The 22,765-nt window shown below is 65.3% G+C and carries 24 protein-coding genes and 1 pseudogene; 13 read left to right on the top strand and 12 right to left on the bottom strand.

What is annotated here, in order from left to right; all coding sequences use genetic code 11:
* Positions 1-59 precede the first annotated feature (59 nt).
* Positions 60-1,340 (top strand): annotated as a pseudogene (locus tag PIN01S_RS27580) (methyl-accepting chemotaxis protein); the annotation flags it as partial.
* A 15-nt stretch (positions 1,341-1,355) separates the two neighbouring features.
* Positions 1,356-2,198: a methyl-accepting chemotaxis protein gene (locus PIN01S_RS27575; RefSeq protein ID WP_425287679.1), complete on the top strand. Its 843-nt coding sequence runs from the start codon at positions 1,356-1,358 to the stop codon at positions 2,196-2,198.
* 203 nt (positions 2,199-2,401) lie between these two features.
* Here the strand turns inward: PIN01S_RS27575 and PIN01S_RS09855 are convergent, their stop codons facing one another.
* The 3 genes from PIN01S_RS09855 to PIN01S_RS09845 are packed head-to-tail and all read right to left on the bottom strand — an operon-like array spanning position 2,402 to position 3,512.
* Positions 2,402-3,019 carry an SOS response-associated peptidase gene (locus tag PIN01S_RS09855; protein WP_084335477.1) on the bottom strand — a complete coding sequence of 206 codons (618 nt, stop codon included), beginning with the start codon at positions 3,017-3,019 and terminating at the stop codon, positions 2,402-2,404.
* 50 nt (positions 3,020-3,069) lie between these two features.
* Positions 3,070-3,330 carry a putative signal transducing protein gene (locus PIN01S_RS09850; protein WP_084335476.1) on the bottom strand — a complete coding sequence of 87 codons (261 nt, stop codon included), beginning with the start codon at positions 3,328-3,330 and terminating at the stop codon, positions 3,070-3,072.
* The gene (locus tag PIN01S_RS09845) at positions 3,330-3,512 is read right to left on the bottom strand and encodes a CPXCG motif-containing cysteine-rich protein (protein WP_084335475.1); all 183 of its coding nucleotides are present in this window, start codon (positions 3,510-3,512) and stop codon (positions 3,330-3,332) included. Before PIN01S_RS09845 ends, PIN01S_RS09850 begins: the two co-directional genes overlap by 1 nt.
* A gap of 236 nt (positions 3,513-3,748) precedes the next feature.
* Here PIN01S_RS09845 and PIN01S_RS09840 point away from each other — a divergent pair, with 236 nt between their 5' ends.
* On the top strand, positions 3,749-4,915 hold the full coding sequence (locus tag PIN01S_RS09840) for a 1-acyl-sn-glycerol-3-phosphate acyltransferase (RefSeq protein ID WP_169715813.1): 1,167 nt from the start codon (positions 3,749-3,751) through the stop codon (positions 4,913-4,915).
* A gap of 18 nt (positions 4,916-4,933) precedes the next feature.
* Here the strand turns inward: PIN01S_RS09840 and PIN01S_RS09835 are convergent, their stop codons facing one another.
* Entirely contained in the window at positions 4,934-5,221 is a 288-nt protein-coding gene (locus PIN01S_RS09835) for a hypothetical protein (RefSeq protein WP_084335473.1), read from the bottom strand.
* A gap of 393 nt (positions 5,222-5,614) precedes the next feature.
* On the opposite strand from PIN01S_RS09835, the gene PIN01S_RS09830 reads away from it, so the two are divergent.
* Complete coding sequence (locus tag PIN01S_RS09830; protein ID WP_084335472.1) at positions 5,615-5,821, top strand: hypothetical protein; 207 nt, start codon at positions 5,615-5,617, stop codon at positions 5,819-5,821.
* Positions 5,822-5,885: 64 nt separating this feature from the next.
* Here the strand turns inward: PIN01S_RS09830 and PIN01S_RS09825 are convergent, their stop codons facing one another.
* Positions 5,886-6,470: a YajG family lipoprotein gene (locus tag PIN01S_RS09825; protein WP_084335471.1), complete on the bottom strand. Its 585-nt coding sequence runs from the start codon at positions 6,468-6,470 to the stop codon at positions 5,886-5,888.
* 171 nt (positions 6,471-6,641) lie between these two features.
* On the opposite strand from PIN01S_RS09825, the gene PIN01S_RS09820 reads away from it, so the two are divergent.
* Together PIN01S_RS09820 and mqo are read left to right on the top strand one after the other, a co-directional pair.
* On the top strand, positions 6,642-6,875 hold the full coding sequence (locus PIN01S_RS09820; RefSeq protein WP_084335470.1) for a hypothetical protein: 234 nt from the start codon (positions 6,642-6,644) through the stop codon (positions 6,873-6,875).
* Between the two features lie 338 nt (positions 6,876-7,213).
* A complete protein-coding gene (gene mqo / locus PIN01S_RS09815; RefSeq protein ID WP_084335469.1) occupies positions 7,214-8,743 on the top strand; it encodes a malate dehydrogenase (quinone) in 1,530 nt (509 codons plus the stop codon).
* A gap of 52 nt (positions 8,744-8,795) precedes the next feature.
* On the opposite strand, the gene PIN01S_RS09810 is transcribed toward mqo, so the two are convergent.
* Both PIN01S_RS09810 and PIN01S_RS09805 read right to left on the bottom strand, forming a co-directional pair.
* Positions 8,796-9,200: a VOC family protein gene (locus tag PIN01S_RS09810; protein ID WP_084335468.1), complete on the bottom strand. Its 405-nt coding sequence runs from the start codon at positions 9,198-9,200 to the stop codon at positions 8,796-8,798.
* 84 nt (positions 9,201-9,284) lie between these two features.
* Positions 9,285-9,572 carry a PA4642 family protein gene (locus PIN01S_RS09805; RefSeq protein ID WP_084335467.1) on the bottom strand — a complete coding sequence of 96 codons (288 nt, stop codon included), beginning with the start codon at positions 9,570-9,572 and terminating at the stop codon, positions 9,285-9,287.
* Positions 9,573-9,744: 172 nt separating this feature from the next.
* Here PIN01S_RS09805 and dauA point away from each other — a divergent pair, with 172 nt between their 5' ends.
* Complete coding sequence (gene dauA, locus PIN01S_RS09800) at positions 9,745-11,490, top strand: C4-dicarboxylic acid transporter DauA (protein ID WP_084335466.1); 1,746 nt, start codon at positions 9,745-9,747, stop codon at positions 11,488-11,490.
* A gap of 40 nt (positions 11,491-11,530) precedes the next feature.
* Here dauA and PIN01S_RS09795 read toward each other — a convergent pair whose 3' ends face one another.
* Complete coding sequence (locus PIN01S_RS09795) at positions 11,531-12,088, bottom strand: hypoxanthine-guanine phosphoribosyltransferase (protein ID WP_084335465.1); 558 nt, start codon at positions 12,086-12,088, stop codon at positions 11,531-11,533.
* Positions 12,089-12,447: 359 nt separating this feature from the next.
* On the opposite strand from PIN01S_RS09795, the gene upp reads away from it, so the two are divergent.
* Both upp and PIN01S_RS09785 read left to right on the top strand, forming a co-directional pair.
* Entirely contained in the window at positions 12,448-13,086 is a 639-nt protein-coding gene (upp, locus tag PIN01S_RS09790; protein WP_084335464.1) for a uracil phosphoribosyltransferase, read from the top strand.
* 3 nt (positions 13,087-13,089) lie between these two features.
* Positions 13,090-14,352 carry a uracil-xanthine permease family protein gene (locus PIN01S_RS09785; RefSeq protein ID WP_084335463.1) on the top strand — a complete coding sequence of 421 codons (1,263 nt, stop codon included), beginning with the start codon at positions 13,090-13,092 and terminating at the stop codon, positions 14,350-14,352.
* A gap of 14 nt (positions 14,353-14,366) precedes the next feature.
* Here the strand turns inward: PIN01S_RS09785 and PIN01S_RS09780 are convergent, their stop codons facing one another.
* From PIN01S_RS09780 to PIN01S_RS09770, 3 genes are all read right to left on the bottom strand, one after another.
* Positions 14,367-15,734: a spinster family MFS transporter gene (locus PIN01S_RS09780; RefSeq protein ID WP_084335462.1), complete on the bottom strand. Its 1,368-nt coding sequence runs from the start codon at positions 15,732-15,734 to the stop codon at positions 14,367-14,369.
* 146 nt (positions 15,735-15,880) lie between these two features.
* On the bottom strand, positions 15,881-16,906 hold the full coding sequence (hemH, locus tag PIN01S_RS09775) for a ferrochelatase (protein ID WP_084335461.1): 1,026 nt from the start codon (positions 16,904-16,906) through the stop codon (positions 15,881-15,883).
* A gap of 12 nt (positions 16,907-16,918) precedes the next feature.
* Positions 16,919-17,821: a TIGR01777 family oxidoreductase gene (locus PIN01S_RS09770; RefSeq protein WP_084335460.1), complete on the bottom strand. Its 903-nt coding sequence runs from the start codon at positions 17,819-17,821 to the stop codon at positions 16,919-16,921.
* Between the two features lie 199 nt (positions 17,822-18,020).
* Here PIN01S_RS09770 and PIN01S_RS09765 point away from each other — a divergent pair, with 199 nt between their 5' ends.
* From PIN01S_RS09765 to PIN01S_RS09750, 4 genes are all read left to right on the top strand, one after another.
* Positions 18,021-19,007, top strand: a complete 987-nt coding sequence (locus tag PIN01S_RS09765) for an NAD(P)/FAD-dependent oxidoreductase (RefSeq protein WP_084335459.1) — start codon at positions 18,021-18,023, stop codon at positions 19,005-19,007.
* A gap of 174 nt (positions 19,008-19,181) precedes the next feature.
* On the top strand, positions 19,182-20,141 hold the full coding sequence (locus tag PIN01S_RS09760; RefSeq protein ID WP_084335458.1) for a YbgA family protein: 960 nt from the start codon (positions 19,182-19,184) through the stop codon (positions 20,139-20,141).
* Between the two features lie 6 nt (positions 20,142-20,147).
* On the top strand, positions 20,148-21,581 hold the full coding sequence (phrB, locus tag PIN01S_RS09755) for a deoxyribodipyrimidine photo-lyase (protein WP_084335457.1): 1,434 nt from the start codon (positions 20,148-20,150) through the stop codon (positions 21,579-21,581).
* A gap of 86 nt (positions 21,582-21,667) precedes the next feature.
* Complete coding sequence (locus tag PIN01S_RS09750; RefSeq protein WP_084335557.1) at positions 21,668-22,186, top strand: DUF2878 domain-containing protein; 519 nt, start codon at positions 21,668-21,670, stop codon at positions 22,184-22,186.
* A 50-nt stretch (positions 22,187-22,236) separates the two neighbouring features.
* On the opposite strand, the gene PIN01S_RS09745 is transcribed toward PIN01S_RS09750, so the two are convergent.
* Positions 22,237-22,752 carry an acyloxyacyl hydrolase gene (locus PIN01S_RS09745; RefSeq protein ID WP_084335456.1) on the bottom strand — a complete coding sequence of 172 codons (516 nt, stop codon included), beginning with the start codon at positions 22,750-22,752 and terminating at the stop codon, positions 22,237-22,239.
* Between the last annotated feature and the right edge of the window lie 13 nt (positions 22,753-22,765).

Raw genomic sequence — 22,765 nt, 5'->3', positions numbered from 1 at the left:
AGTTTTCCCCATAACCCGCCGATACCCAAGGATGGGCGACCTCTTTGCCTGGAGCTTCCATGAAATTCAAGTCGATCCAGTTTTCCATCGCGGCGCTGGCTGGTGTCAGCGTCCTCGCTGTCGTGGCGGCGCTGGTGCTGTATTCGCTGCTCTCTGGGGCGCGGACCCAGGTGCTGGTGGAAGAGCGGACCCGCAGCCTGCTGGAGAAATTGATCAACGAGCGACTGGTCACCCTGACCCAGGCACAGGCCAGCCAGATCCAGCGCGAGCTGGAAATGCCGCTGCTGGTCACCGCCGGGCTGGCGCGGGTCAATGCCATGCTCGGCAAGCGCGACGCCACCGGCAACCCACTGCTGAGCATGAGCCGGGAAGAGCTGTCCAACCTGGTCAGGGAGACCACCGCGGGCAATCCCAAACTGCTCGGCAGCTACATTGGCTGGGAGCCCAATGCCTTCGACAACGACGACGCCAGTCATGCGGGAGTCAAGGAAAACGGCTACGACGGCAGCGGCCGTTTCCTGCCCTGGTGGTTCCGCAACGCCGACGGCAGCCTGGGGGTGGATGCCATCGGCTACATGGAAAGCCAGACCCTGCTGCCCACCGGCGTGCGCGAAGGCGAGTACTACCTGTGTCCGAAAGAGCGCAAGAAGTCCTGCGTGATCGACCCGGCTCCCTACGAGGTTGGCGGCAAGATGGTCATGCTGGCCTCCTTCACCACACCGATCCTGGTCGATGGCGAATTCCGCGGCATCGCCGGTGCCGATCTCGCCCTCGACTTCATCCAGGACCTGCTCAACCAGGCGGATCGCCAGCTCTATGACGGAGCGGGCGAGATGGCGCTGATCGCGTCCAACGACCGCCTGGTCGCCTACACCCGCGACACCAAATTGCTCGGCGAACCGGTCTCCAAGGTGCTCGACGCCAACGAACTGGGCAACCTGAAGCACCTGAGCCCCGGTCAGCCGCTCTACGATATCGACGAGGATCACGGCCACATCGAGCTGTTCCTGCCCTTCGAGATCGCCGACACCGGCGCCCGCTGGACCCTCATGCTGCAACTGCCGCTGGAAGCGGTGATGAGCGAGCTGAACCAGTTGCAGGGCGAGCTGAGCGCCCAGCACGACGCCAATGTTCTGGGCATGGCCCTGGTAGGCCTGCTGATCGCCGTGATCGGCCTCCTGGCGATCTGGTTCGTCGGCTACGGGATCGCCCGGCCACTGCGGCAGATGGTGGTCATGCTGGACGACATCGCCCAGGGCGAAGGCGACCTGACCCGTCGCCTGGAGGTCGATCGCGCCGACGAACTCGGGCAGATCGCCAAAGGCTTCAATACCTTCCTCGCCAAGCTGCAGACGATGATCGGCCAGGTCGTCACCTCGGTGCAGAAAGTCAGCGACTCCTCGGAGTACACCGCCGACATCGCCATCCGCACCAACCAGGGTGTGCAGAAGCAACTGGCCGAGATAGAACTGGTCGCCACCGCCGTGCACGAAATGACCGCCACCGCCCAGGATGTGGCGCGCAACGCCACTCACGCGGCGGAAGCGGCCAACCATGCCGACCAGGCGGCCAACGAGGGCAAGCGCATCGTGCAGAGCACCTCCGAGGCGATCACCGCCCTGGCCAACGAGATTGGCCGCGCCGTCGGCGTGGTGCAGAGCCTGGCCAAGGACAGCGAGAATATCAACGCCATCCTGGTGACCATCCGCAGCATCGCCGAGCAGACCAACCTGCTCGCCCTCAACGCCGCCATCGAGGCGGCGCGGGCCGGCGAACAGGGACGCGGCTTCGCCGTGGTCGCCGACGAGGTGCGCAACCTGGCGCAGAAGACCCAACAGGCCACCGAAGAAATCCAGACCATGATCCAGCAGTTGCAGAACGGCACCCGCGACGTGGTCAGCGTGATGGAGAACAGCCAGGCGCGCACCGACGACAGCGTGCAACAGGCCGCCGAGGCAGCGCAGGCACTGGCATCGATCACCGAGGCGGTTTCGGTGATCAACGACATGAACACCCAGATCGCCAGCGCCGCCGAAGAGCAAAGCGCGGTCGCCGAGGACATCAATCGCAACGTCACCACCATCGGCCAGGTGGCCCAGGAAGTCGCCGGCGGCGCCGACGAATCCAGCCAGGCCAGCGCCGAACTGACCAAACTGGCCGAGCAGCAGCGCCGGTTGATCAATCAGTTCAAGGTGTGAGGGGAAAGCGTGAGGAGTGAGGGGCGATTCGTGAGGAGCACTCGCTCCGAACCTCAGCTCCCGCAGAAAGGCCGCGTACTACCCGCTTTTCGTAGGAGCCGGCTCTGCTGGCGAAGCTTTTGGCGTGGCTGCATTTCGCGAGCAGAGCTCGCTCCTACAAGGGATCGGCTGGCTTTGCAGGGGCGCCCAACGTCCACCCCGCCTCACGCCGGCGTCAGGCACTCCGGCGCATCGAGCTTCGGGTCGTTGACCAGATTGGCCAGCACCCGCTCACGCAGAGTCGGCTGGGGAGAAGCCAACAGCTCCAAGGCACGCGGCAGCGGCGTGTCTGCCGCCAGCCAGTCCTGCTGCGCCTGCTCGTCGAGGATCAACGGGCGCCGCTGGTTGGCCGCCGCCTGGGTCACCAGGGCGACGCTCAGGTAGTTGTGCCCCCCCACCGGATAGATTTCCCAGATCGCGGCGAAATGCAGGACCGATGCATCCCCCGTCAACCAGTACGGGCGCTTGCGGACACTACCGCGCCATTCGTAGAAACCGTTGGCCGGCAGCAGGCAGCGCCGTTGACGGAACGGCTCGCGAAACATCGGCTGGTCGGCCAGGGTCTCCGCCCGCGCCTGCGCCGGGGTGCGCGACAGGTCGGTCAACCAGGCCGGCGTCAGCCCCCAGCGCGCCAGGGCCGCCTGCCGCTCGCCCTCCACCTCGCGCAGCATCAGCACCTGGGCGCCCGGTGCCAGATTCCAGTGCGGCTGCTGATCCGACGGGAAACCGGGCAACGCCGCCAACGATGGCGACCAGCGAAACAGGGCATAACGACCACACATGGGATTCGGACTCGCGAAGGGATTGAGGCAGGCAGCGCAACGCGGTGCTCTCAGCAGAGCAGCACGCCCGGAACGTGCTCCGGCTCCTCGCCGGGCAACGGCAGGGCCGCATTGTACGCGGCGATGAGTTGGCGCGCGCGCTCGGCGTCGGAGTCTTCCACCAGCAGCCCGAACAGGCCGCTGACCGGCAGTTCGCCCACCGCACCGAGCAGGTGGCGGCCCGCCAGGTGCGCCTCGATGCCCTCGCTGGCGAGCATGCCTTGCAGCAATTCGGCTTCCAGCAGGTCCGCCGGCTCGTAGATGCGCTGCATCAGTCGTCCTCCCGCCGCACGTCCAGGCTCCAGTCCACGCCGTCGCTGCGCAGGTCGAACAGGATGGGCCGGCAGCAGACCGGGCAATCCTCGATATACGTCTGGTCGCCACCGGACAGATCGAGCACGACCTCGGCCAGCTCTCCGCAATAAGGGCACTGGTACTGCTGGGTTTCCAGCATCGCGGTCTCCATGTGACTTGTAGGTATAATTGCCGGTCTATGTGTGGGCCTCCGCCCCTGGCAAGCCGTTGAAAAACTACCTGCGTTGCTGATACTGCGTTAAAAACGGCCTCAAAATGCTCATTTACCGTATGTAAACTGCGCTTTTTCGGCCATTTTTGCCTTGTCTCAGCTGCCTCGCCAACGTTTTTCAACGACCTGCTAACCTTCCGCAGCCGTTCCAACAACAAGAGAGCATGATGGGCGAATTCGAAGCCATCCGACCCTACGCCGACGCCGAAGTGCCCGCCGTTCTGACGCGCCTGTTCGCCGACAAGACTTTTCTCGACGTACTCATGCGCTTCCGCTTTCCGCGCATGGCCGGTGCGTTCGGCTGGGCCCTCAAACCTCTTATAGCCCATCGGCTGCGCCAGGAGTTCGCCGGCATCGACTCGGTCAGCGCCCTGCAGGACAAGATCGAACCCTACGTCGACCGCACCATCGAGCGCGCCACCGACGGAGTCACCTATTCCGGCCTCGACCAGCTCCAGCCCGGCAACGCCTACCTGTTCCTCGCCAACCACCGCGACATCGTGATGGACCCGGCCTTCGTCAACTACGCCGTCTACCACGCCGGCCTGCCGACCCCGCGCATCGCCATCGGCGACAACCTGCTGCAGCGCCCCTTCGTCAGCGACCTGATGCGCCTGAACAAGAGCTTCATCGTGCACCGCTCGCTGAGCGGACGACGGGAGAAGCTCGCGGCCTACCAGTTGCTCTCCGCCTACATCAATCACTCGATCCGGGTGGATGGCCAGTCGATCTGGATCGCCCAGGCCGAAGGCCGCGCCAAGGACGGGGACGACCGCACCGATTCGGCAATCCTCAAGATGTTCCACATGAGCCGCAAGGACGAGCCCTTCGGGCAGGTCATCGGCGAGCTGAAGCTGACACCGGTCTCGATCAGCTACGAATACGACCCCTGCGACCAGGCCAAGGCCCGCGAGCTGTACATCCGCGCCACCACCGGCCGCTACGAGAAGGCACCGGGCGAGGACGACGCCAGCATCGCCCTGGGCATCACCGGCTACAAGGGACGCGTCCACGTCGCCTTCGGCGCTCCGGTGAGCGGCGGCTTCGAGGACGCCAAGCTGTTGGCGGCGGAGATGGACCGGCAAATCCTCGGCTCGTACCGACTGTTCCCGGTGCACTACCTGGCATATGAAATGTGGAGCGAGCGCGACCCGGCACTGAACGTCCCGGCCGCCGCGGAGCTGTTCCCCACCGCCGAACTGGAGCGTGCCCGCGCCGAGTGGGAAAAACGTCTCGCCGCCTGCCCCGGCGTGCAGCAACCCTATCTGGTGCTGCAGTACGCCAATCCGGTGCGCAATCAGTATCGGGTCAAGGCCGGTCTGCCGCTCTGAGCAGCGGCCTCGCCTGGTTCAGACGCGGGTGCTGAACCAGGACACGGCCAACGCCAGCGACAGGCAGGCATAGCCGAAACGATTGAAGAACTGGTTGAGCCGGCGGGTCGGCTCATCCATCGCTGGTGCGTCCCCCTCCACCGTTTCCAGTTCGCTTTCAGCCACCAGCCGCGCCATTGCGCGCTGCTCGCGCAGCCGGGTAGCGATCAGCAGCCAGCCGCCGGCCAGGCCGAACAGCAATGCCAGGGTATTGATCGATTGTTGGGGATAGGCGACGACCAGCGACCACAACGCCTGCAACGACATCGGTAAGCTCCGCATCGGATTGGCGCAGGCGCCCGGCCTGCGCACCATTAAGAGGAAAAATCCGGTCCTCTCAGGCGTGCGCTGCGGAAAATCGGCCGCTCATCGCGGCGCGGCCGCCGGATTGGCCGGCCAGCCCTGCGGTTTTTCGCCTCGAAAAAGGCCGTCCGTCGCCTTTCATGCCATCGGAAAGAGCCCGGACAGCCCGAAATACAGCGGCGAAGTGTACTGAAACCGGGGCCTTATACGTTTCGTTTCCGACGAACGCAGCCGTCTATCTCGAAACTGTCTGACAATCGTCATATCCCTGGCCTAAGGTTTGAATCCTCCCCCGTACGCCAACCGCCGCTTCTGGCTTGCGGGGAGCGTATTCACACTGTCCACGGAGGAACCGTCATGTTGCACGCACAACCCCTCGACCGCGATTACCTGATCGACTCACTGGATGAAGTGGAAGAGCTGATCGACGGCCTGTCTTTCAACGTGCATGACCATCATTGGCTGGTCTATTGCGCACTCGGCGGTCATGAGCATTACGACCTGCCGGACATCGACCAGCACACCGGCTTCAGCCTGCCGGAGCTTTACGCCGAAGCGGCCTAACGACGCGCAAGGATGACGCGCAGAAAAAAGCCCGGCATTGCCGGGCTTTTCCATTTCCGGGCGGTTACTGCGCCAGGATCTGGCCGATGGTCGGGTCCTTGAACAGACGGGTCAGCGCATCGCTGAGCACATCGCTGACCAGCTTAGTGTTGGTCTCCTGGTTCGGCGCCATGCCGAAGCGCTGGTCCAGGGAGGCGCCGTAACGGCCGCTGTAACGACGGGTGCTGTTCTGCACATCGGCACGGAAGGTGGCGCCGATCTTCGCCTCGGTGACGTACAAGCCTTCTTTCGGCGACTGGTACTTCAACTCGGCCAGGGTCACGGTCAGTTGCGGCGCGTTGTAGGCGTTCGGCGACGGCGTGAAGCCGAGCAGACGGACGGCCGCCTCGGCCTGGGCCTGCAACTGGGGCAGGATGTTCTGCGCGGGCACGTTGATGACGCTGGTTTCCGGATACAGGCCGCCGCGGGTGCCGAGAGTCGGCGATGGGCGACCGTCCACCACCCGCACCACCACCGGCTGGCCCTGGCCGACCGGCGTCAATGCGGACGTGAGTTTCGGTTGCGGGTTGAGTTGTTGCGGGCTGTGGGCACAACCGACGAGGGCCAGGCTGGCAGCGGCGATCAGGCCGAGCAACAGACGATGCAGCATGCTCAAATCTCCAGTTTTCGGACGAATGGCCGGCAGTATAGCGACGGCCGCTCTGCGCTAACAGCGCTCCGCGCTGGCTTCTCCTTTGACTGGGCGGCGTGCCGGGCGGTTCCTGTCATGCCCCTGTCACGCACGGCGGCGACACTGCCCCGGTCCCCAGGAGATTCGCCCATGCTATGGCTCTGGTCACTGTTCACCCCGCGCGGCAAACGCCGCTGCTTCGCCCTGCTCGACGCCAACGGCCTCTGCCGCGGCTTCCACGAGTCGCGCGTGGCTCCGCAAGGCGCGGGCTGGGTGGAGGTCAGCGAATGCCGTCTCGCCTGGCTGCAGCGCCCGCTGCCCGCCGAAGCCCGCATCTCCCAGGTCTCTTCCCAGCCGACGCGACGCCAGCCGTTGCCGGCCTGACCGACTGGCGAAGAAAAGTCACGCCGGGAGATCATTTTCTGAAATTCATCGTTATAATCGCCCCCCGATTATAAGGACGCCTCCTGATCGGGCCTCGCAGCGCCGCCGGACAATCTGACCGGCCATTTTCGCAACGCCCCAGAGAGTCGCCCCATCGTGCTGCCACCCGGCCAGCCGCCTGTTTCCGCCCCGTAGCGCAGAACACTTTGCACGGATGCAGCGTGTCGCCCACGCTGGTGGAGCGGCGCGCGCGTGTCAGACGACCTTTTTCGAGGTTCGCGTCTCCAAAAGAGCGTGAAATGACGGTTTTTCACAACTTCAAAAGAGTGTGGCGAGCAATGGCGCAAGACGATTACGAAGCAGTGGATGTGTTGCTGGTAGGTGCCGGCATCATGAGCGCGACACTGGCAGTGCTTCTCAAGGAGCTCGAGCCAGGCATCAAGCTGGAAGTCGTTGAATTGATGGAATCCGGTGCCGTCGAGAGTTCCAATCCCTGGAACAACGCCGGTACCGGCCATGCCGGTCTCTGCGAGCTGAACTATACGCCGGAGGCCGCGGACGGCTCGATCGACGTCAAGAAGGCGATCACCATCAATGCCCAGTTCGAGGAGTCCAAGCAGTTCTGGGCCTACCTGGTCAACAAGGGCACCTTCGGTTCGCCGAGAACCTTCATCAATCCGATTCCGCACCTGAGCTTCGTGCGCGGCCATGACGGCATCGCCTATCTGAAGAAGCGTTTCGCGGCCCTCAGCCAGCATCACGCGTTCGCCGAGATGGAATACTCGGAAGACCGCGCGACCCTGGCCGAGTGGATGCCGCTGATGATGCCGGGCCGTCCGGCCGACGAACCGGTCGCCGCTACCCGCGTGATGGGCGGGACCGACGTCAACTTCGGCGCCCTGACCAACCAGTTGCTGACCTACCTGCAAGGCCAGGCCGACACCCAGGTCAAGTGCAACCAGAAGGTGACCGGCCTCAAGCGCGCCGCCGACGGCTGGCACGTCACCATCAAGAACCTGAAGACCGGCGGTCAGCGCGAAGTCACCGCCAAGTTCGTCTTCCTCGGCGCCGGCGGCGGCGCGCTGCCGCTGCTGCAGATGTCCGGCATTCCGGAAGGCAAGGGCTTCGGCGGCTTCCCGGTCAGCGGCCAGTGGCTGCGCTGCGACAACCCGGACGTGGTCAAGCAGCACCAGGCCAAGGTCTACAGCCAGGCCGAGGTCGGCTCCCCGCCGATGTCCGTCCCGCACCTGGACACCCGCGTGGTGGACGGCAAGAAGTCCTTGCTGTTCGGGCCTTACGCCGGCTTCTCCACCAAGTTCCTGCGCCACGGCTCGTTCCTCGACCTGCCGCTGTCGATCCGCCCGAGCAACATCGGCCCGATGCTGGCGGTCGCCCGCGACAACATGGACCTGACCCGCTACCTGATCGGCGAGGTGCTGCAGTCCGACGAGAAGCGCCTGCAGACCCTGCGCAACTTCTACCCGGAAGCCAAGGCCGAGGACTGGCGCCTGGAAGTGGCCGGCCAGCGCGTGCAGATCATCAAGAAAGATCCGAAGCGTGGCGGCATCCTGCAGTTCGGCACCGAGCTGGTGGCGGCCGAGGACGGCTCCATCGCCGCCCTGCTCGGCGCTTCGCCGGGTGCGTCGGTGACCGTCTCGATCATGCTCGACCTGCTCGAGCGCTGCTTCCGCGACAAGATCGGCACGGCCAACTGGAGCAACAAGCTGAAGGAAATCTTCCCGGCCCGCCTCAAGCAGCTGACCACCGACGCCGACCTGTACCGCAAGGTCCAGTCCCAGTCGGACGAGCGCCTGCAACTGACCGAGGAGCAGAGCGTGGTACGGTCGCCGGAAGTCTCCCGAGGCTGATCGGCCCCACGAAAAAACCGCCCCATGGGGCGGTTCTTTCTTTCATGCGCTCTCACTCGGGGCAGTTGATCATCCAGGACACCCCGAAGCGATCGACCAGCATGCCGAAGGACTTGGCCCAGAAGGTCTTCTGCAACGGCATGCTGACCTGCCCGCCCTCGGCCAGGGCGCCGAAGAACCGCTCGGCCTGCTCCGGGCTCTCCACCGCGAGCGTCAGGCTGATGCCCTGGAACGTGGCCTTGTCCGTGCTCATTCCGTCCGAGGCCATGATCTGGCTGTCGCCGATCCGCAGGTTAGAATGCATGACCCCTTCCGGGTTGACGCCCTCGCAGCCTTCCTGGGAAGGCGCCTCCTTGAAGCGCATGAGAAATTCGATCCGCGCACCGAGCGCCTGGCAGTAGAACTGCAGGGCCTCCTCGCAGCGTCCGTTGAAAACCAGATAGGGTTCGACTTGCATGCTCGTCTCCTGGCAATGAAATCACCGGAGACAGTCTAGAAAAGAATGAGCCCGCGCAAGGCGGGCTCTTCGATGCTTTGCGACTCATCGGGTCGCCGCTCGAACCACTTCGATATAAGGCTCGGCATTGCGCTGGTCGCGGACCAGGGCGACGAAGTCTTCACCCTTGGCGTTCTTTGCCCCAAGGTCGTATCCCGCCTCGACGAAGAAGCCGACGAACCGCTCGAAGTCATCGATACGCAGGCCGCGATAGGCCTTGATCAGCTTATGCAGGGAAGGTGGCGTATCGTCGGCCGGCTCCACCGCCAGGAACAGCTTCACCTGGTCGTCGCTGATTTCCTCGCCGATCACCTGCTTCTTGTCTTTGCGCATCGCTCTCTCCAACGGTTCAGGGCCACTCTTGAACGGGCCGGCAGTGTAACGCCGCCATCCCAAGCGCTCAACGCACATACGGGAACTGCCGTGCATAGGGAAAGGCCCTGTGGATCAATATCCCCACGTGATGCGAGGGCTTATACTCGCCGAGCAGTCACCGGGAGCCATCATGTCGCTATCCATTCCTCCGCTGTTCGCCGCCTGGCGCCAAGTCCTGCGCGGCGGTTACACCTTCAAGCATCTGCGTGGAGACCTAGCCGCCGGCCTGACCGTCGGCATCATCGCGATTCCCCTGGCCATGGCCCTGGCGATCGCCGTCGGCGTGGCGCCGCAACACGGCCTCTATACCGTGCTGATCGCCGCCCCGCTGATCGCCCTGACCGGCGGCTCGCGCTTCAATATTTCCGGCCCCACCGCCGCCTTCGTTGTCATCCTGCTGCCAATCACCCAGCAGTACGGAATCGGCGGATTGCTGCTGTGCACCCTGCTGGCCGGCCTGATCCTGATCGCCCTCGGCCTGGGGCGCGCCGGGCGCCTGATCGAGTTCGTGCCCTACCCGGTGACACTCGGCTTCACCGCCGGCATCGGTATCGTCATCGCCACCCTGCAGGTCAAGGACCTGCTCGGCCTGACCCTGGCCGGCCATCCGCAGCACTATCTCGAACAGGTCGGCGCCATTGGCCGCGCGCTGCCCGGCGCGCAGCTCGGCGATGCGCTGGTGGGGGCGGCCTGCCTGGCCGTTCTGATCCTCTGGCCGCGCTGGGTGCCGAAGATTCCCGGACACCTGATCGCCCTGGCAGTGGGCGCGCTGCTCGGCCTCGCACTGGAATACCTCGGCCTGCCGGTGGCGACCCTGGGCGAACGCTTCAGTTACGAGTTGGACGGTGTGGCCCATCCGGGCATTCCGCCATTCCTGCCCAGCCTCGCCCTGCCCTGGAGCCTGCCCGGCCCGGACGGCGCGCCGCTGCAACTGTCCTTCGAACTGATCCGCCAGTTGCTCGCACCAGCCTTCGCCATCGCCATGCTCGGCGCCATCGAATCGCTGCTCTGCGCGGTGGTCACCGACGGCATGACCGGCAGCAAGCACGACCCGAATGCCGAGCTGCTCGGCCAAGGCCTCGGCAACCTGGTGGCGCCATTCTTCGGCGGCATCACCGCCACCGCCGCCATCGCCCGCAGCGCCGCCAACGTGCGCGCCGGAGCGCATTCGCCGCTGGCGGCGATCGTCCATGCCGGCGTGGTGCTGCTGGCCATGCTGCTGCTCGCGCCACTGTTCAGCTACCTGCCGATGGCCGCGCTGGCCGCCCTGTTGCTGCTGGTGGCCTGGAACATGAGCGAGGCCAAGCATGTGGTCCATACGCTACGCATCGCGCCGCGCAGCGACGTACTGGTACTGCTGACCTGCCTGATCCTGACGGTGCTGTTCGACATGGTGCTGGCGGTGGGCGTCGGTCTGCTGCTGGCGGCGGGCCTGTTCATCAAGCGGATGAGCGACCTCACCGACACCGCACCGCTGCCGCGCCATTTCCACCAGGCGCTGGCCGACCTGCCGGACCACGTGCTGGTCTATGCGATCCGCGGGCCGCTGTTCTTCGGCGCGGCGGAAAAGGCCCTCAGTGTGCTGCGCCGATTCAGCGCTGGCGTAAAAGTGGTGATCGTCGACATAAGTGCAGTGCCCATGCTCGACATGACCGCCCTGGCAGCACTGGACAACGTGCTGCGCGACTACCGCCGGCAGGGCATCGCCCTGGTGCTGGTCGGCACCACGCCACGGGTGCGGCTGAAACTGCGACGCGCCGGAGTACACCAGGCCGACCATCAGTTGGCCTATGTGCGCGACCTGCCGCAGGCGCGGGAAAAGGCGCTGCGCTGGCTGGAAAATGAAAACGCCCCGGCGATGGCCGAGGCGTCCTGAGTCTGACGACCCGTGCAGGCCCGGCCTGCACGGGGCGTTCTTACAACCCCTTCACCGCATAAATACCGGCCGCATTGCGCCAGTAGCCCTTGTAGTCCATGCCGTAGCCGAAGATGTAACGGTCGATGCACGGCAGGCCGACGTAGTTGGCCTTGAGATCCGGGCGGGCCTTGCGGTCGTGGGTCTTGTCGATCAGCACGGCGGTGTGCACATGGGCGGCACCGGCGTGGCGGCAGAAATCGATGATCGCGGCCAGGGTGTGCCCTTCGTCGAGAATGTCGTCGATGATCAGCACGTCGCGGTCGATGAAGGAGATTTCCGGCTTGGCCTTCCAGAACAGCTCGCCGCCGCTGGTTTCGTTGCGGTAGCGAGTCGCGTGCAGGTAGGACAGCTCGAGCGGGAAGTTCAGTTTCGGCAGCAGCTTGCCGGCGAAAATCAGACCGCCGTTCATGACGCAGAACACCACCGGATTGCGCTCGGCCAGTTCGCCGTTGATCGATTCGGCGATACGCGAGATGGCGACCTCCACTTCGGCTTCGGTGTACAGGCAATCGGCTTCCGCCATCACTTGGCGGATATGCGCGAGATCGGCGGACATGGCGTTTCCCCTGGGTTGGCTGAATAAAAAGGCGCAACGGTACTCATCCGCTGCCCGTGGGGCAAGCCCCGTCGGACAAGCGATACGGCATCCGCCGCGCGGGGCCCGCCGCGTTCTTTTTCTGACCGATCGTTCAGGCCCCGTAGTGCTTGTGGAACGGGTTCAAGGATAGCCGGAGTGGGTGGCGATGGCGGCGAAATCCGTTGCGTTTGCGGCGTCATGTCGCATGTTCCCCTCTTCCGGGTTTTCCATCCGGACCCCGGACCTGCCATTATTCGCCTATTCGAACGGACCTGGTGCCACGCCCGGGCCCGCACTCGTCCAGCCCTCCCACCTTGCCGTCGCCGGAGACCCTTCGCATGCCCATCCGTGAGATCCGCCACCCCCTGATCCGCCACAAGCTCGGCCTGATGCGCCGGGCCGACATCAGCACCAAGAATTTCCGCGAGCTGGCCCAGGAAGTGGGCGCCCTGCTCACCTACGAGGCGACCCAGGACCTGCCCCTGGAGAGCTACGAGATCGCCGGCTGGTGCGGCAACGTGACGGTGGAAAAGATCGCCGGCAAGAAGATCACCGTGGTGCCGATCCTGCGCGCCGGCATCGGCATGCTCGACGGCGTGCTCAGCCTGATCCCCAGCGCCAAGGTCAGCGTGGTCGGCCTGGCGCGCAACGAGGAAACCCTCGAAGCGCAGAGCTACCTGGAAAAGCTGGTGCCGGAGATCGACCAACGCCTGGCCATGATCGTCGACCCGATGCTCGCCACCGGCGGCTCCATGGTCGCCACCATCGACATGCTGAAGAAGGCCGGCTGCAAGGAAATCCGCGCCCTGGTCCTGGTGGCGGCGCCGGAAGGCATCAAGACGGTCAACGACGCCCACCCCGACGTGCAGATATACACCGCCTCCATCGACCAGCGGTTGAACGAGCACGGCTACATCATTCCCGGCCTTGGCGATGCCGGCGACAAGATTTTCGGCACCAAGCAGAAGGACAACTGATCCATGCGGGACCCCATGCATGAACCCGTCTGGCGCCAGGCCCTGGCCGGCTCGCAGATGCTTTTCGTGGCCTTTGGCGCCCTGGTGCTGATGCCGCTGATCACCGGGATGGACCCCAACGTCGCGCTGTTCACCGCCGGCCTCGGCACCCTGATCTTCCAGTGGGTGACCAAGGGCCAGGTACCGGTGTTCCTCGCCTCGTCGTTCGCCTTCATTGCGCCGATCCTCGCCGCCAAGGCCGACTTCGGCCTGCCGGCGACCCTCGGCGGACTGGTCGCCGCCGGCTTCGTCTACATGCTGCTGTCCGCGGCGGTGAAGCTCAAGGGCACCGGTTTCATCGACCGCCTGCTGCCGCCGGTGGTGATCGGCCCGGTGATCATGTCCATCGGCCTGGGCCTGGCCCCGGTCGCCGCCAACATGGCAATGGGCAAGGCCGGCGACGCCAGCGCGCAACTGGTGCCGTACGACACGGCGCTGATGATTTCCCTGCCGGCGCTGCTCACCACCCTGCTGGTGGCGGTGCTCGGCCGCGGCATCTTCCGCCTGGTGCCGATCCTGGCCGGGGTCGCGGTCGGCTACGGTCTGTCCATCGCCCTCGGCGTGGTGGATTTCGCCGCCGTCAATGCCGCCCCCTGGCTGGCGGTGCCGAACTTCGTCGCTCCCGAACTCCATTGGGGCGCCATCCTGTTCATGCTGCCGGTGGCCATCGCCCCGGCCATCGAGCACATCGGCGATGTGCTGGCCATTGGCACGGTGACCGGCAAGAACTACGTGAAAAAGCCCGGCCTGCACCGCACCCTGCTCGGCGACGGCCTGGCCACCTCCGCCGCCGGCCTGTTCGGCGGGCCGCCGAACACCACCTACTCGGAGGTGACCGGCGCAGTGATGCTGACCCGCAACTTCAACCCCAAGGTGATGATGTGGGCGGCGGCGATTGCCATCGTCCTGGCCTTTATCGGCAAGTTCGGCGCCGCGCTGCAGAGCATCCCGGTACCGGTGATGGGCGGCATCCTCTGCCTGCTGTTCGGTTCCATCGCGGTGGTCGGGCTGAACACCCTGATCCGCCACCAGATCGACCTTTCCGAGGCGCGCAACTTGGTGATCGTCGCTGTGACCCTGGTGTTCGGCATCGGCGGCATGGTGATCGGCGCCGGCGAAGTCAGCCTCAAGGGCATCTCGCTCTGCGGCGTCATCGCCATCCTCCTCAACCTGCTGCTTCCCGGCGGTGCCGGCTGGCGCAGCAAGGCCCTCAGCGAAGAGGCCTGAAGACCCTTCCCGCCTCACACCGAGGCGGGACTCTCCCCTCGCAGCCCCTCGGCCTTGGGCGCTGCACTCCACTGCCGCAGGCGCTCGATGCTCTCGCGGTACGGCTTCAGGCCCTTGCTCAGCAGCAGGATCGATCCGCACACCGCCAGGCTGGTGACGATCAGCAGCGAGTAACGCAGGGCGTGGTCGTCGGCGAATACGTAGTCGGTCACCAGCGCCACCGCCGTCGGGCCGATGCCGAGACCGACCAGGGTGATGACGAACAGATAGATCGCCGATGCCTGGCCGCGCATCGCGTTGGGCATGATTTCCTGGATCGCCGCGGGTGCCACGCCGAACGGCATCGACAGGCAGAACACCGTGGGCGCCATCAGCAGTACCGCCCAGAGGGCTTCGTCCATCAAGGGGAACAACAGCACGCAAGGCAGCGCCGCAACCGCCGCATAGAGCCCGACGCGCATGTTGGCGTCGCGCCGGCCGTGGCGTGCCATCCAGTCCGCCAGCCGGCCGCCGAAGACAATGCCGAGGCAGCCGAACACCGCGACGATGCTGCCGTAGACGATGCCCACCTGCCCCGCATCCCAGCCGTAGGTGCGAATGAAGAAGGTCGGCACCCAGGCGGCGCTGCCGTAACCGGCGAAGGACAGCCCGGCAAAGCCCAGGTTATGGCAGAGCACCGTGCGCCGGTTACTGCGGATGTAGCGCCCCACTTCGGCCAGCGGCACGGCGACGCCCGCCCCCACGCCGCGTCGGGCCGGCTCCCGCACCGCCAGCAGCAACAGGGTGAACAGCACGCCGGCAGCGCCAAGGACGAGGAAAATCAGTTGCCACGGTCGCACCTCGCCAAGCAGCGGCAACACCACGTCGCCCTGGGCCGAGGCGAAGCGGATCACCAACCCGCCCAGCAGGAAGGCGATACCCGAGCCCAGGTACACACCCATGGAATACACGCTGATGGCGGTGGCGCGGCGTTCCGCCGGGAAGCTGTCGGCGATCAGCGAATAGGCCGCTGGCGACAACGCCGCCTCGCCGACGCCCACACCGATACGACAGAACAGAAACTGCACATAGGACCGGGCCATGCCACAGGCAGCGGTGGCCGCGCTCCAGAACAGCACGCCCAACGCGATCAAACCGCGCCGGCTGCGCGTGTCGGCCAGGCGCCCGAGGGGAATGCCGCAGACGGTGTAGAACAGGGCGAAGGACAGGCCCATCAACAGGCTCATCTGGGTATCGCTGATGACCAGGTCGCGGCGGATGGGTGCGACCAGCAGGTTGAGAATCTGCCGATCGATGAACGACAGCACGTAAGCCACCATCAGGATGGTGACGGTGATCCAGGCACGAGCGCTGGAGGGGTAGCCATTATTGTTGTTGTGCACTGGCATCTCCTCGGCGCCGCCAGCGCGGCACGCGACGGGTGGGAAGAAAGGCCAGCTTAGGTCGGGATGGGCGGGGTGAATACCTGAGAAGCCGTGTTATCAACGAGGCGAATGCGCAAGCACCCGCCTCACTGATGACTCACGGGTCACAGCAAGCGCGGGGCCCGCAGGCAGAGCTGCGCCAGGGCCTTGCTCCAGGCCGGGTGATCGTTCAGGCACGGCACCAGCACCAGGTCCTCGCCCCCTGCCGCGACGAACTGCTCGCGTCCGCGCTGGCCGATCTCTTCCAGCGTCTCGATGCAATCGGCGACGAAGGCCGGGCACATCACCAGCAGCTTTTTCACGCCCTTCGCCGCCAGCTCGTCGAGACGCGCCTCGGTATAGGGCTCGATCCACTTGGCGCGACCCAGGCGCGACTGGAACGACACCGACCACTGTTCCGGCCGCAGCCCCATGCGCGCGGCGAAGCCTTCGGCCGTGCGCAGGCATTGGGCGCGGTAGCAGGTGGCAAGCACCTCGGCCGGCGCGTTGCGGCAGCAGTCGGCCTGCTTCAGACAATGACGGCCGCTGGGGTCGGCCTTGTGCAGGTGACGCTCGGGCAGTCCATGAAAGCTCAGCAACAGATGGTCGAACCCCTGGGCCAGGTGCGGCTGGGCGCTGGCAACCAGGGCATCGAGGTATTCCGGTTGATCGTAGAACGGCTGCAACACAGAGAGATCGAACGCCAGCCGATGCGCCGCGATGACCCGGCGGGCCTCTTCGATGACCGTGGTGGTGGTGCTGTCGGCGAACTGCGGATAGAGCGGCGCCAACGTCACCTGCCGGATACCCTGGCGCGCCAGCTTGAGCAGCACGTTCTCGATGGACGGCTCGCCGTAGCGCATGGCCAACTCCACCGGCCCCAACTGCCACTGCTGCGTCATCGTGGCCTGCAGGCGGCGACTGAGCACGATCAGCGGCGAGCCTTCCTCCCACCAGATCGACGCATAGGCATGGGCCGAAGCAGCGGGACGCTTGATCAGGATCAGCGATACCAGCAGCCGACGCAGCGGCCAAGGCAGATCGACAACGTAAGGGTCCATCAGGAACTGGTCCAGGTAACGGCGTACATCGTCCACCTCGGTGGAGGCCGGCGAACCCAGGTTGACCAGTAACAGCGCGTGATCGGTCATGCGGAATCCTAATCAGTGGCGGCCGAGAAGATCCTCGAGGGCCGCGTCCAGAGAGGTGAATCGAAACGAAAAGCCGGCTTCCAGCAAACGCGCCGGTTCGGCGTGCTGGCCGCCCAGCAGCAATCCGGAGAGTTCCCCCAGCCCCACTCGCAACAACGGCGCCGGAACCGGCAGTACCGCCAGCCGATGCAATACGCGGCCGAGTGCGCGGGCGAACTCGGCGTTCCTGACCGGCTGCGGCGCGCAGGCATTATAAGGACCGCGTGCCTCCTCCCGCTGCAAGAGAAAATCGATCAGGGCGATTTGATCCTGCAGATGGACCCAGGACATCCATTGCCGGCCGTTGCCGATCGGCCCGCCGAGGCCGAGGCGGAATGGCAGCAGCAGGCGCTTGAGAAAACCGCCGTCGGCGGCCAGCACCAGCCCGGTACGCACCAGCGCCACCCGAATGCCTTGCGCCTCGGCACGCAGCGCAGCCTCTTCCCAGGCACCGCAGAGCTGGGCGGCGAAATCCTCCTGGACCGGCGGCGAGGCTTCCGTCAGGCGATGCTCGCCCGCATCGCCGTACCAGCCCACGGCCGAACCGGATATCAATATGCGTGGTTTCTGCTCACGCGTTTCCAGCCAGGCCAGCAGGCGTTCGGTGAGCGTCACCCGACTCGCCCAGAGCAACTTCTTGCGCTTGCCGGTCCAGGGTCGATCGGCGATGGGCGCGCCCGCCAGGTTGATCACCGCGTCCAGTGGCGCGTCCCCGTACTCCTCCAGCGTGCCGATTCCCCGCACCGTTTCACCGCAGCGACGCGGGACAGACTCTGGCGTCCGGCTCCAAACCACCAGGCGATGCCCCTGTCCAATCCAGTAACGACAGAGTCCGCGTCCGATCAGACCCGTACCGCCGGTCAGCAATATGTGCATGGCCACTTCCTCCCATAGCGCAAAACGGTGATCTGGCCCTAGTCTGAAATCAGCAGGTGGCGATGTGCTGTACAACGGCCCGTCTGCCACCTGTCAGCAAGGGATGCGATAGGACCCGAGACTCACCTGTACATCGCTCAGCCATGCGTATAGGTTTTTGTCGAAGGCGCAGTCTAAAGTCATAGGTATGAGGTAGACCATGAGCGCACCCATCGCCATTATCGGCACCGGCATCGCCGGGCTTTCCGCCGCCCAGACCCTGCATGCGGCAGGGCAGCAGGTCCGGCTGTTCGAGAAAAGTCGCGGCAGCGGCGGCCGCATGAGCAGCAAGCGCAGCGACGCCGGCTCCATCGACCTGGGTGCCCAATACTTCACCGCCCGCGACCGTCGCTTCGCCGAAGTAGTCCAGCAATGGCGCAGCCGCGGCTGGGTCGCCGAGTGGACGCCGAGCCTGTACAACTACAGCGACGGCCAGTTCAGCCCGTCGCCGGACGAGCAGATCCGCTGGGTCGGCACCCCGCGCATGAGCGCCATCGCCCGCGCCATGCTCGGCGCCCTGCCGGTCAACTTCTCCTGCCGCATCACCGAAGTCTTCCGCGGCGAACAGCATTGGAACCTGCAGGACGCCGAGGGCCAGAGTCACGGGCCGTTCAGCCACGTCGTGGTCGCCACCCCGGCACCACAGGCCAGCGCCCTCCTGGCCGCCGCACCCAAGCTGGCGAGCACCGCGGCCAGCGTGGTCATGGAGCCGACCTGGGCGGTCGCCCTGGCCTTCGAGACGCCACTGGACACCCCGTTGGAAGGCTGCTTCGTACAAGAAGGGCCGTTCGACTGGCTGGCCCGCAACCGCAGCAAGCCGGGACGCGACAACCAGTTGGACACCTGGGTCCTGCATGCCACCAGCGCCTGGAGCAAGCAGCACTTGGACATGGCCAAGGAAAACGTGATCGAACACCTGCACGGCGCCTTCGCCGAGATGATCGGCTGCGCCGTCCCCGCGCCTGCGCTCAGCCTCTCCCATCGCTGGCTCTACGCGCGACCGGCGGAGGCCCACCAATGGGGCGCCCTGGCCGATGCCGACCTGGGGCTCTACGTGTGTGGCGACTGGTGCCTCTCCGGCCGGGTCGAAGGCGCCTGGCTGAGCGGTAACGAGGCCGCCCGCCGCCTGCTCGAGCATCTGCAGTAATTCCCCCTCCGCGCTGCCGTCGCCCTGACGGTAGCGCCCTCTTCCTCCGACACGAACGGGCCATGTCAGACATGCCCGGTGGACGTATTCGTCGCCCAGACAAATCCTATACATAACTATTGATTTGTACAATTTACTGTCTAATTATTAGGAAACGAAAGCGAGGACGAATCCATGACCGGCACCACCGCGAAACCCAGACTCGGCATCAGCGCCTGCCTGCTCGGCGATGAGGTGCGCTATAACGGCGGGCACAAGGAGTCGCGCCTGTGCAGCAGAACACTTGCCGAGCACTTCGATTTCGTTCCGCTGTGCCCGGAAGTGGCAATCGGTCTGAGCATCCCCCGTGAACCCATACGCCTGGTCGGCGATCCGGCATCGCCACGAGCGGTCGGAACCGTGGAACGGCAGCGCGACGTTACCGAGGCGCTTGCCGCCTACGGCTCTCGCATGGCCGCCGGGCACGATGACCTGTGCGGTTACATCTTCATGCAGAAGTCGCCCTCCTGCGGACTCGAGCGCGTCAAGGTCTATCAGGACAACGGCCACCCTGCCGATGGCGGTGGACGAGGCATTTATGCCCAAGCTTTCTGCGCGGCCCGGCCGGACCTGCCGGTGGAGGAGGTCGGCCGGTTGAACGACCCGGTCCTGCGCGAGAATTTCCTCACCCGCGTGTTCGCCTATGCCGAATGGCAGCGGCTGCGGGCCGAAGGACTGACCCGCAAGGCCATCCTCAGCTACCACGCCCGCTACAAGTACCTGCTGATGGCGAACAACCCGCTGCAATACAAGGCGCTCGGCCGTCTGCTCGGCGACATCGGCCAATACCACCCGGAGGAACTCGGTCCGCGCTATTTCCGCGACCTGATGGCGGCGCTGCAACGCTGCGCCACCCGCCGCACCCACAGCAACGTGCTGCAACACCTGAGCGGTTACCTGCGGCAGCGCATCGACCATGACGAGAAAGCGGAAATCCAGCAGCTCATCGAGCAGTACCGCAAGGGCGTGGTGCCCCTGGTGGTCCCGCTGACGCTGCTCAAGCATCACTTCCGCCGTCACCCGGACGACTATGTGGCCCGCCAGGCCTACCTGCAGCCACACCCGGAAGACCTCAGCCTGCGCAACGCGATCTGACCAGCCATGCCTCAACTGATCTGGTTCCGAACCGATCTGAGAACTCGGGACAACACCGCCCTCGCCGCCGCCATGGCGGCGGGGCCGACCATCGCCCTGTTCCTGCTCAGCCCCGGCCAATGGCGCCTGCACGACGACGCCGATTGCAAGGTGGATTTCTGGCTACGCAACCTGTCCGAACTCAGCCGCTCCCTGGCCCGCCTGAACGTACCGCTGCTGGTGCGCGAGATCGATCGATGGGACGAGGCGCCACAGATGCTGGAGCGTCTCTGTCTCGAACAGGGCATCGAGTGCGTCAGGGTCAACGAAGAGTACGGGGTCAATGAACAGCGCCGCGACGAAGCCGTCGCCGCCACGCTGCAGGCGCGCGGCATCGCCTTTCGCAGCCACTTGGACCAGTTGCTCTTCGCCCCGGGCAGCGTGCTCACCCAGGCCGGCCGCTACTTCCAGGTGTTCGGGCAATTCCGCAAGGTCTGCCATGCACGCTTGCGGCTCTCTCTGCCGGATCGCGTCCCGCTGCCCCCTGCGCAGGCCCCTCTGCCCTTGACGAGCGATGCGATACCGACCCAAGTCGCCGGCTTCGCCCAACCCTCGGCGGGCCTTCGTGATCTTTGGCCGGCCGGCGAGGATGTCGCGCAGGAGCGGCTGCGGCGCTTCGTCGACGAATCCATCATCGATTACCACGACACCCGCGACCTGCCCGCGATCCCGGGCACCAGCCGACTATCGCCCTATCTGGCCGCCGGCGTGCTGTCGCCCCGGCAATGCCTGCACGCCGCCCTCTCGGCCAATCGCGGCGAGTTCGATGGCGGCAATCCCGGCGTCGTCAGTTGGATCAACGAGCTGCTTTGGCGCGAGTTCTACACGCACATCCTCGTTGGCTTCCCGCGGGTCTCCATGCATCGCGCCTTCCGCCCGGTCACCGAATTGCTGCAATGGCGTCGCGATGATCCGGACCTGGAAGCCTGGCAACAAGGCCAGACCGGCTTCCCCATCGTCGACGCCGCCATGCGCCAGTTGCTCGCCACCGGCTGGATGCACAACCGCCTGCGCATGATCAGCGCCATGTTCCTGACCAAGAACCTGCTGATCGACTGGCGCGAAGGCGAGCGCTGGTTCATGCGTTACCTGATCGACGGCGATCTCGCCGCCAACAACGGCGGCTGGCAGTGGAGCGCCTCCACCGGCACCGACGCCGTGCCCTACTTCCGCCTGTTCAATCCGATCAACCAGTCGCGCAATTTCGATCCGGAAGGCCGCTTCCTGCGTCACTGGCTGCCGGAGCTGGCCGGCCTGGGCAACCGCGACATCCACGACCCGACGGCCCACGGCGGGCTTTTCCCCCTGGCTGACTATCCACGGCCGATCGTCGACCTGGCCCATAGCCGCGAGCGAGCCCTGGCCACCTTCAAGGCGCTGGAGGGGCTGCATGCCGGATGACCGAACCGACCGAATTCCATCCGCACTATTGCGAGGGGGCTTGCTGGAGCGCACCATCGGCACCGCTCAACTACTCGGACGATTCGATGCGCAAACCGCTGATCAATGCCGCCCTTTTTCTGCTTGCCTGGTTCGCCTGTGTCCTGGGCGGCACCGGTCCCTGGCTGCTGGTGGCCGTGGCGGTGCTGCTGGTGCATCTGTTCTGGACCAGCTCCTGGGCCGAGGAAGGCAAGCTGGTAGTCAGCGTCTTTCTGGCCGGTAGCGCGCTGGACAGTTTTCTTCTGCAGTTGGGCGTGTTCGATTTCGGCGACGAGCGCCAATTGATCCCGCTATGGCTCGCATTGCTCTGGGCCCTGCTCGGTACCACTCTGAATCACAGCCTGGCCTGGACGGCGAAACCCTGGTGGCGTGCCAGTCTGCTCGGCGCGGTGGCCGGGCCGCTGTCCTACTTTGGCGCCTCCGAACTGGCCGGTGTTCGCCTCCCCTACGGCGTGTTGCCGACAATGATCGGCCTCGCCGGGCTTTGGGCGCTGGTCCTGCCGCTGCTGCATGGCTTCGCCGGGCTCTACCGACAGCAATACCGCAGCAGCCGAATGCGAGGCTGAAAAAGAAACCGGGCCAAGGCCCGGTTTCTTTTTTCACGACAGTGAATTCGTCAGAACGATATCCGGTAGTGCAGGGTATACGCCTCGACCCCATCGTTCGGCTGCTTGAGGCCGGCGTTGGAGTAGTGCATGGCACGCAGGCCGATCTCCTGGCCGGAGAAGCGCAGGCCCACGCCGAGACGGTCTTCGAACTGGAACGAGGAGCCCAGGTCGCGATCCTCGAACTCCGTGTTCTCGAAGGCGGCAACACCGATACCGGCTTCGATGTAGGGCTTCACCGTTTCACCGGCGAATTCGTAGACGAATACCGGCGAGAAGGACAGGCTGTGGTTGCTCGACGCTTCGTCGCCATCCCAGTAGGTATAGGCGGCGTCCCAGTAGCCGGTCAGACGCCCCACGTCGCTCTGGAACCAACTGCGCTCGAAATCGAACTGAGCGCCCAGACGGTAGACCATGGTGGATTCGCTGGACTGTCCAACGGCGAAGGTGACATCCGCTGCCTGCGCCGAAGCCAGCGCACCCAGGGACATCGCAGCCGCCGCGGTCAACGAGAACAGCTTCTTCATGGAAACATCCTTT

Source organism: Pseudomonas indica NBRC 103045 (genome assembly GCF_002091635.1).
In the GTDB taxonomy this organism is placed as follows: Bacteria; Pseudomonadota; Gammaproteobacteria; order Pseudomonadales; family Pseudomonadaceae; genus Pseudomonas_M; species Pseudomonas_M indica.
The sequence above is the reverse complement of the archived record's forward strand: the minus strand, read 5'-3'. Positions and strand labels throughout refer to the sequence as shown.

Coding starts and splice junctions, on each gene's coding strand:
- upp (WP_084335464.1), top strand. CDS start 12,448: ATGCCCATCCGTGAGATCCGCCACCCCCTGATCCGCCACAAGCTCGGC.
- phrB (WP_084335457.1), top strand. CDS start 20,148: ATGCCTCAACTGATCTGGTTCCGAACCGATCTGAGAACTCGGGACAAC.
- PIN01S_RS09845 (WP_084335475.1), bottom strand. CDS start 3,512: ATGCTGGAAACCCAGCAGTACCAGTGCCCTTATTGCGGAGAGCTGGCC.
- PIN01S_RS09765 (WP_084335459.1), top strand. CDS start 18,021: ATGAGCGCACCCATCGCCATTATCGGCACCGGCATCGCCGGGCTTTCC.
- PIN01S_RS09795 (WP_084335465.1), bottom strand. CDS start 12,088: ATGTCCGCCGATCTCGCGCATATCCGCCAAGTGATGGCGGAAGCCGAT.
- PIN01S_RS09750 (WP_084335557.1), top strand. CDS start 21,668: ATGCGCAAACCGCTGATCAATGCCGCCCTTTTTCTGCTTGCCTGGTTC.
- PIN01S_RS09805 (WP_084335467.1), bottom strand. CDS start 9,572: ATGCGCAAAGACAAGAAGCAGGTGATCGGCGAGGAAATCAGCGACGAC.
- PIN01S_RS09830 (WP_084335472.1), top strand. CDS start 5,615: ATGTTGCACGCACAACCCCTCGACCGCGATTACCTGATCGACTCACTG.
- PIN01S_RS09745 (WP_084335456.1), bottom strand. CDS start 22,752: ATGAAGAAGCTGTTCTCGTTGACCGCGGCGGCTGCGATGTCCCTGGGT.
- hemH (WP_084335461.1), bottom strand. CDS start 16,906: ATGACCGATCACGCGCTGTTACTGGTCAACCTGGGTTCGCCGGCCTCC.
- PIN01S_RS09855 (WP_084335477.1), bottom strand. CDS start 3,019: ATGTGTGGTCGTTATGCCCTGTTTCGCTGGTCGCCATCGTTGGCGGCG.
- PIN01S_RS09810 (WP_084335468.1), bottom strand. CDS start 9,200: ATGCAAGTCGAACCCTATCTGGTTTTCAACGGACGCTGCGAGGAGGCC.
- mqo (WP_084335469.1), top strand. CDS start 7,214: ATGGCGCAAGACGATTACGAAGCAGTGGATGTGTTGCTGGTAGGTGCC.
- PIN01S_RS09840 (WP_169715813.1), top strand. CDS start 3,749: ATGATGGGCGAATTCGAAGCCATCCGACCCTACGCCGACGCCGAAGTG.
- PIN01S_RS09850 (WP_084335476.1), bottom strand. CDS start 3,330: ATGCAGCGCATCTACGAGCCGGCGGACCTGCTGGAAGCCGAATTGCTG.
- PIN01S_RS09785 (WP_084335463.1), top strand. CDS start 13,090: ATGCGGGACCCCATGCATGAACCCGTCTGGCGCCAGGCCCTGGCCGGC.
- PIN01S_RS09760 (WP_084335458.1), top strand. CDS start 19,182: ATGACCGGCACCACCGCGAAACCCAGACTCGGCATCAGCGCCTGCCTG.
- PIN01S_RS09825 (WP_084335471.1), bottom strand. CDS start 6,470: ATGCTGCATCGTCTGTTGCTCGGCCTGATCGCCGCTGCCAGCCTGGCC.
- PIN01S_RS27575 (WP_425287679.1), top strand. CDS start 1,356: ATGATCGGCCAGGTCGTCACCTCGGTGCAGAAAGTCAGCGACTCCTCG.
- dauA (WP_084335466.1), top strand. CDS start 9,745: ATGTCGCTATCCATTCCTCCGCTGTTCGCCGCCTGGCGCCAAGTCCTG.
- PIN01S_RS09770 (WP_084335460.1), bottom strand. CDS start 17,821: ATGCACATATTGCTGACCGGCGGTACGGGTCTGATCGGACGCGGACTC.
- PIN01S_RS09820 (WP_084335470.1), top strand. CDS start 6,642: ATGCTATGGCTCTGGTCACTGTTCACCCCGCGCGGCAAACGCCGCTGC.
- PIN01S_RS09835 (WP_084335473.1), bottom strand. CDS start 5,221: ATGTCGTTGCAGGCGTTGTGGTCGCTGGTCGTCGCCTATCCCCAACAA.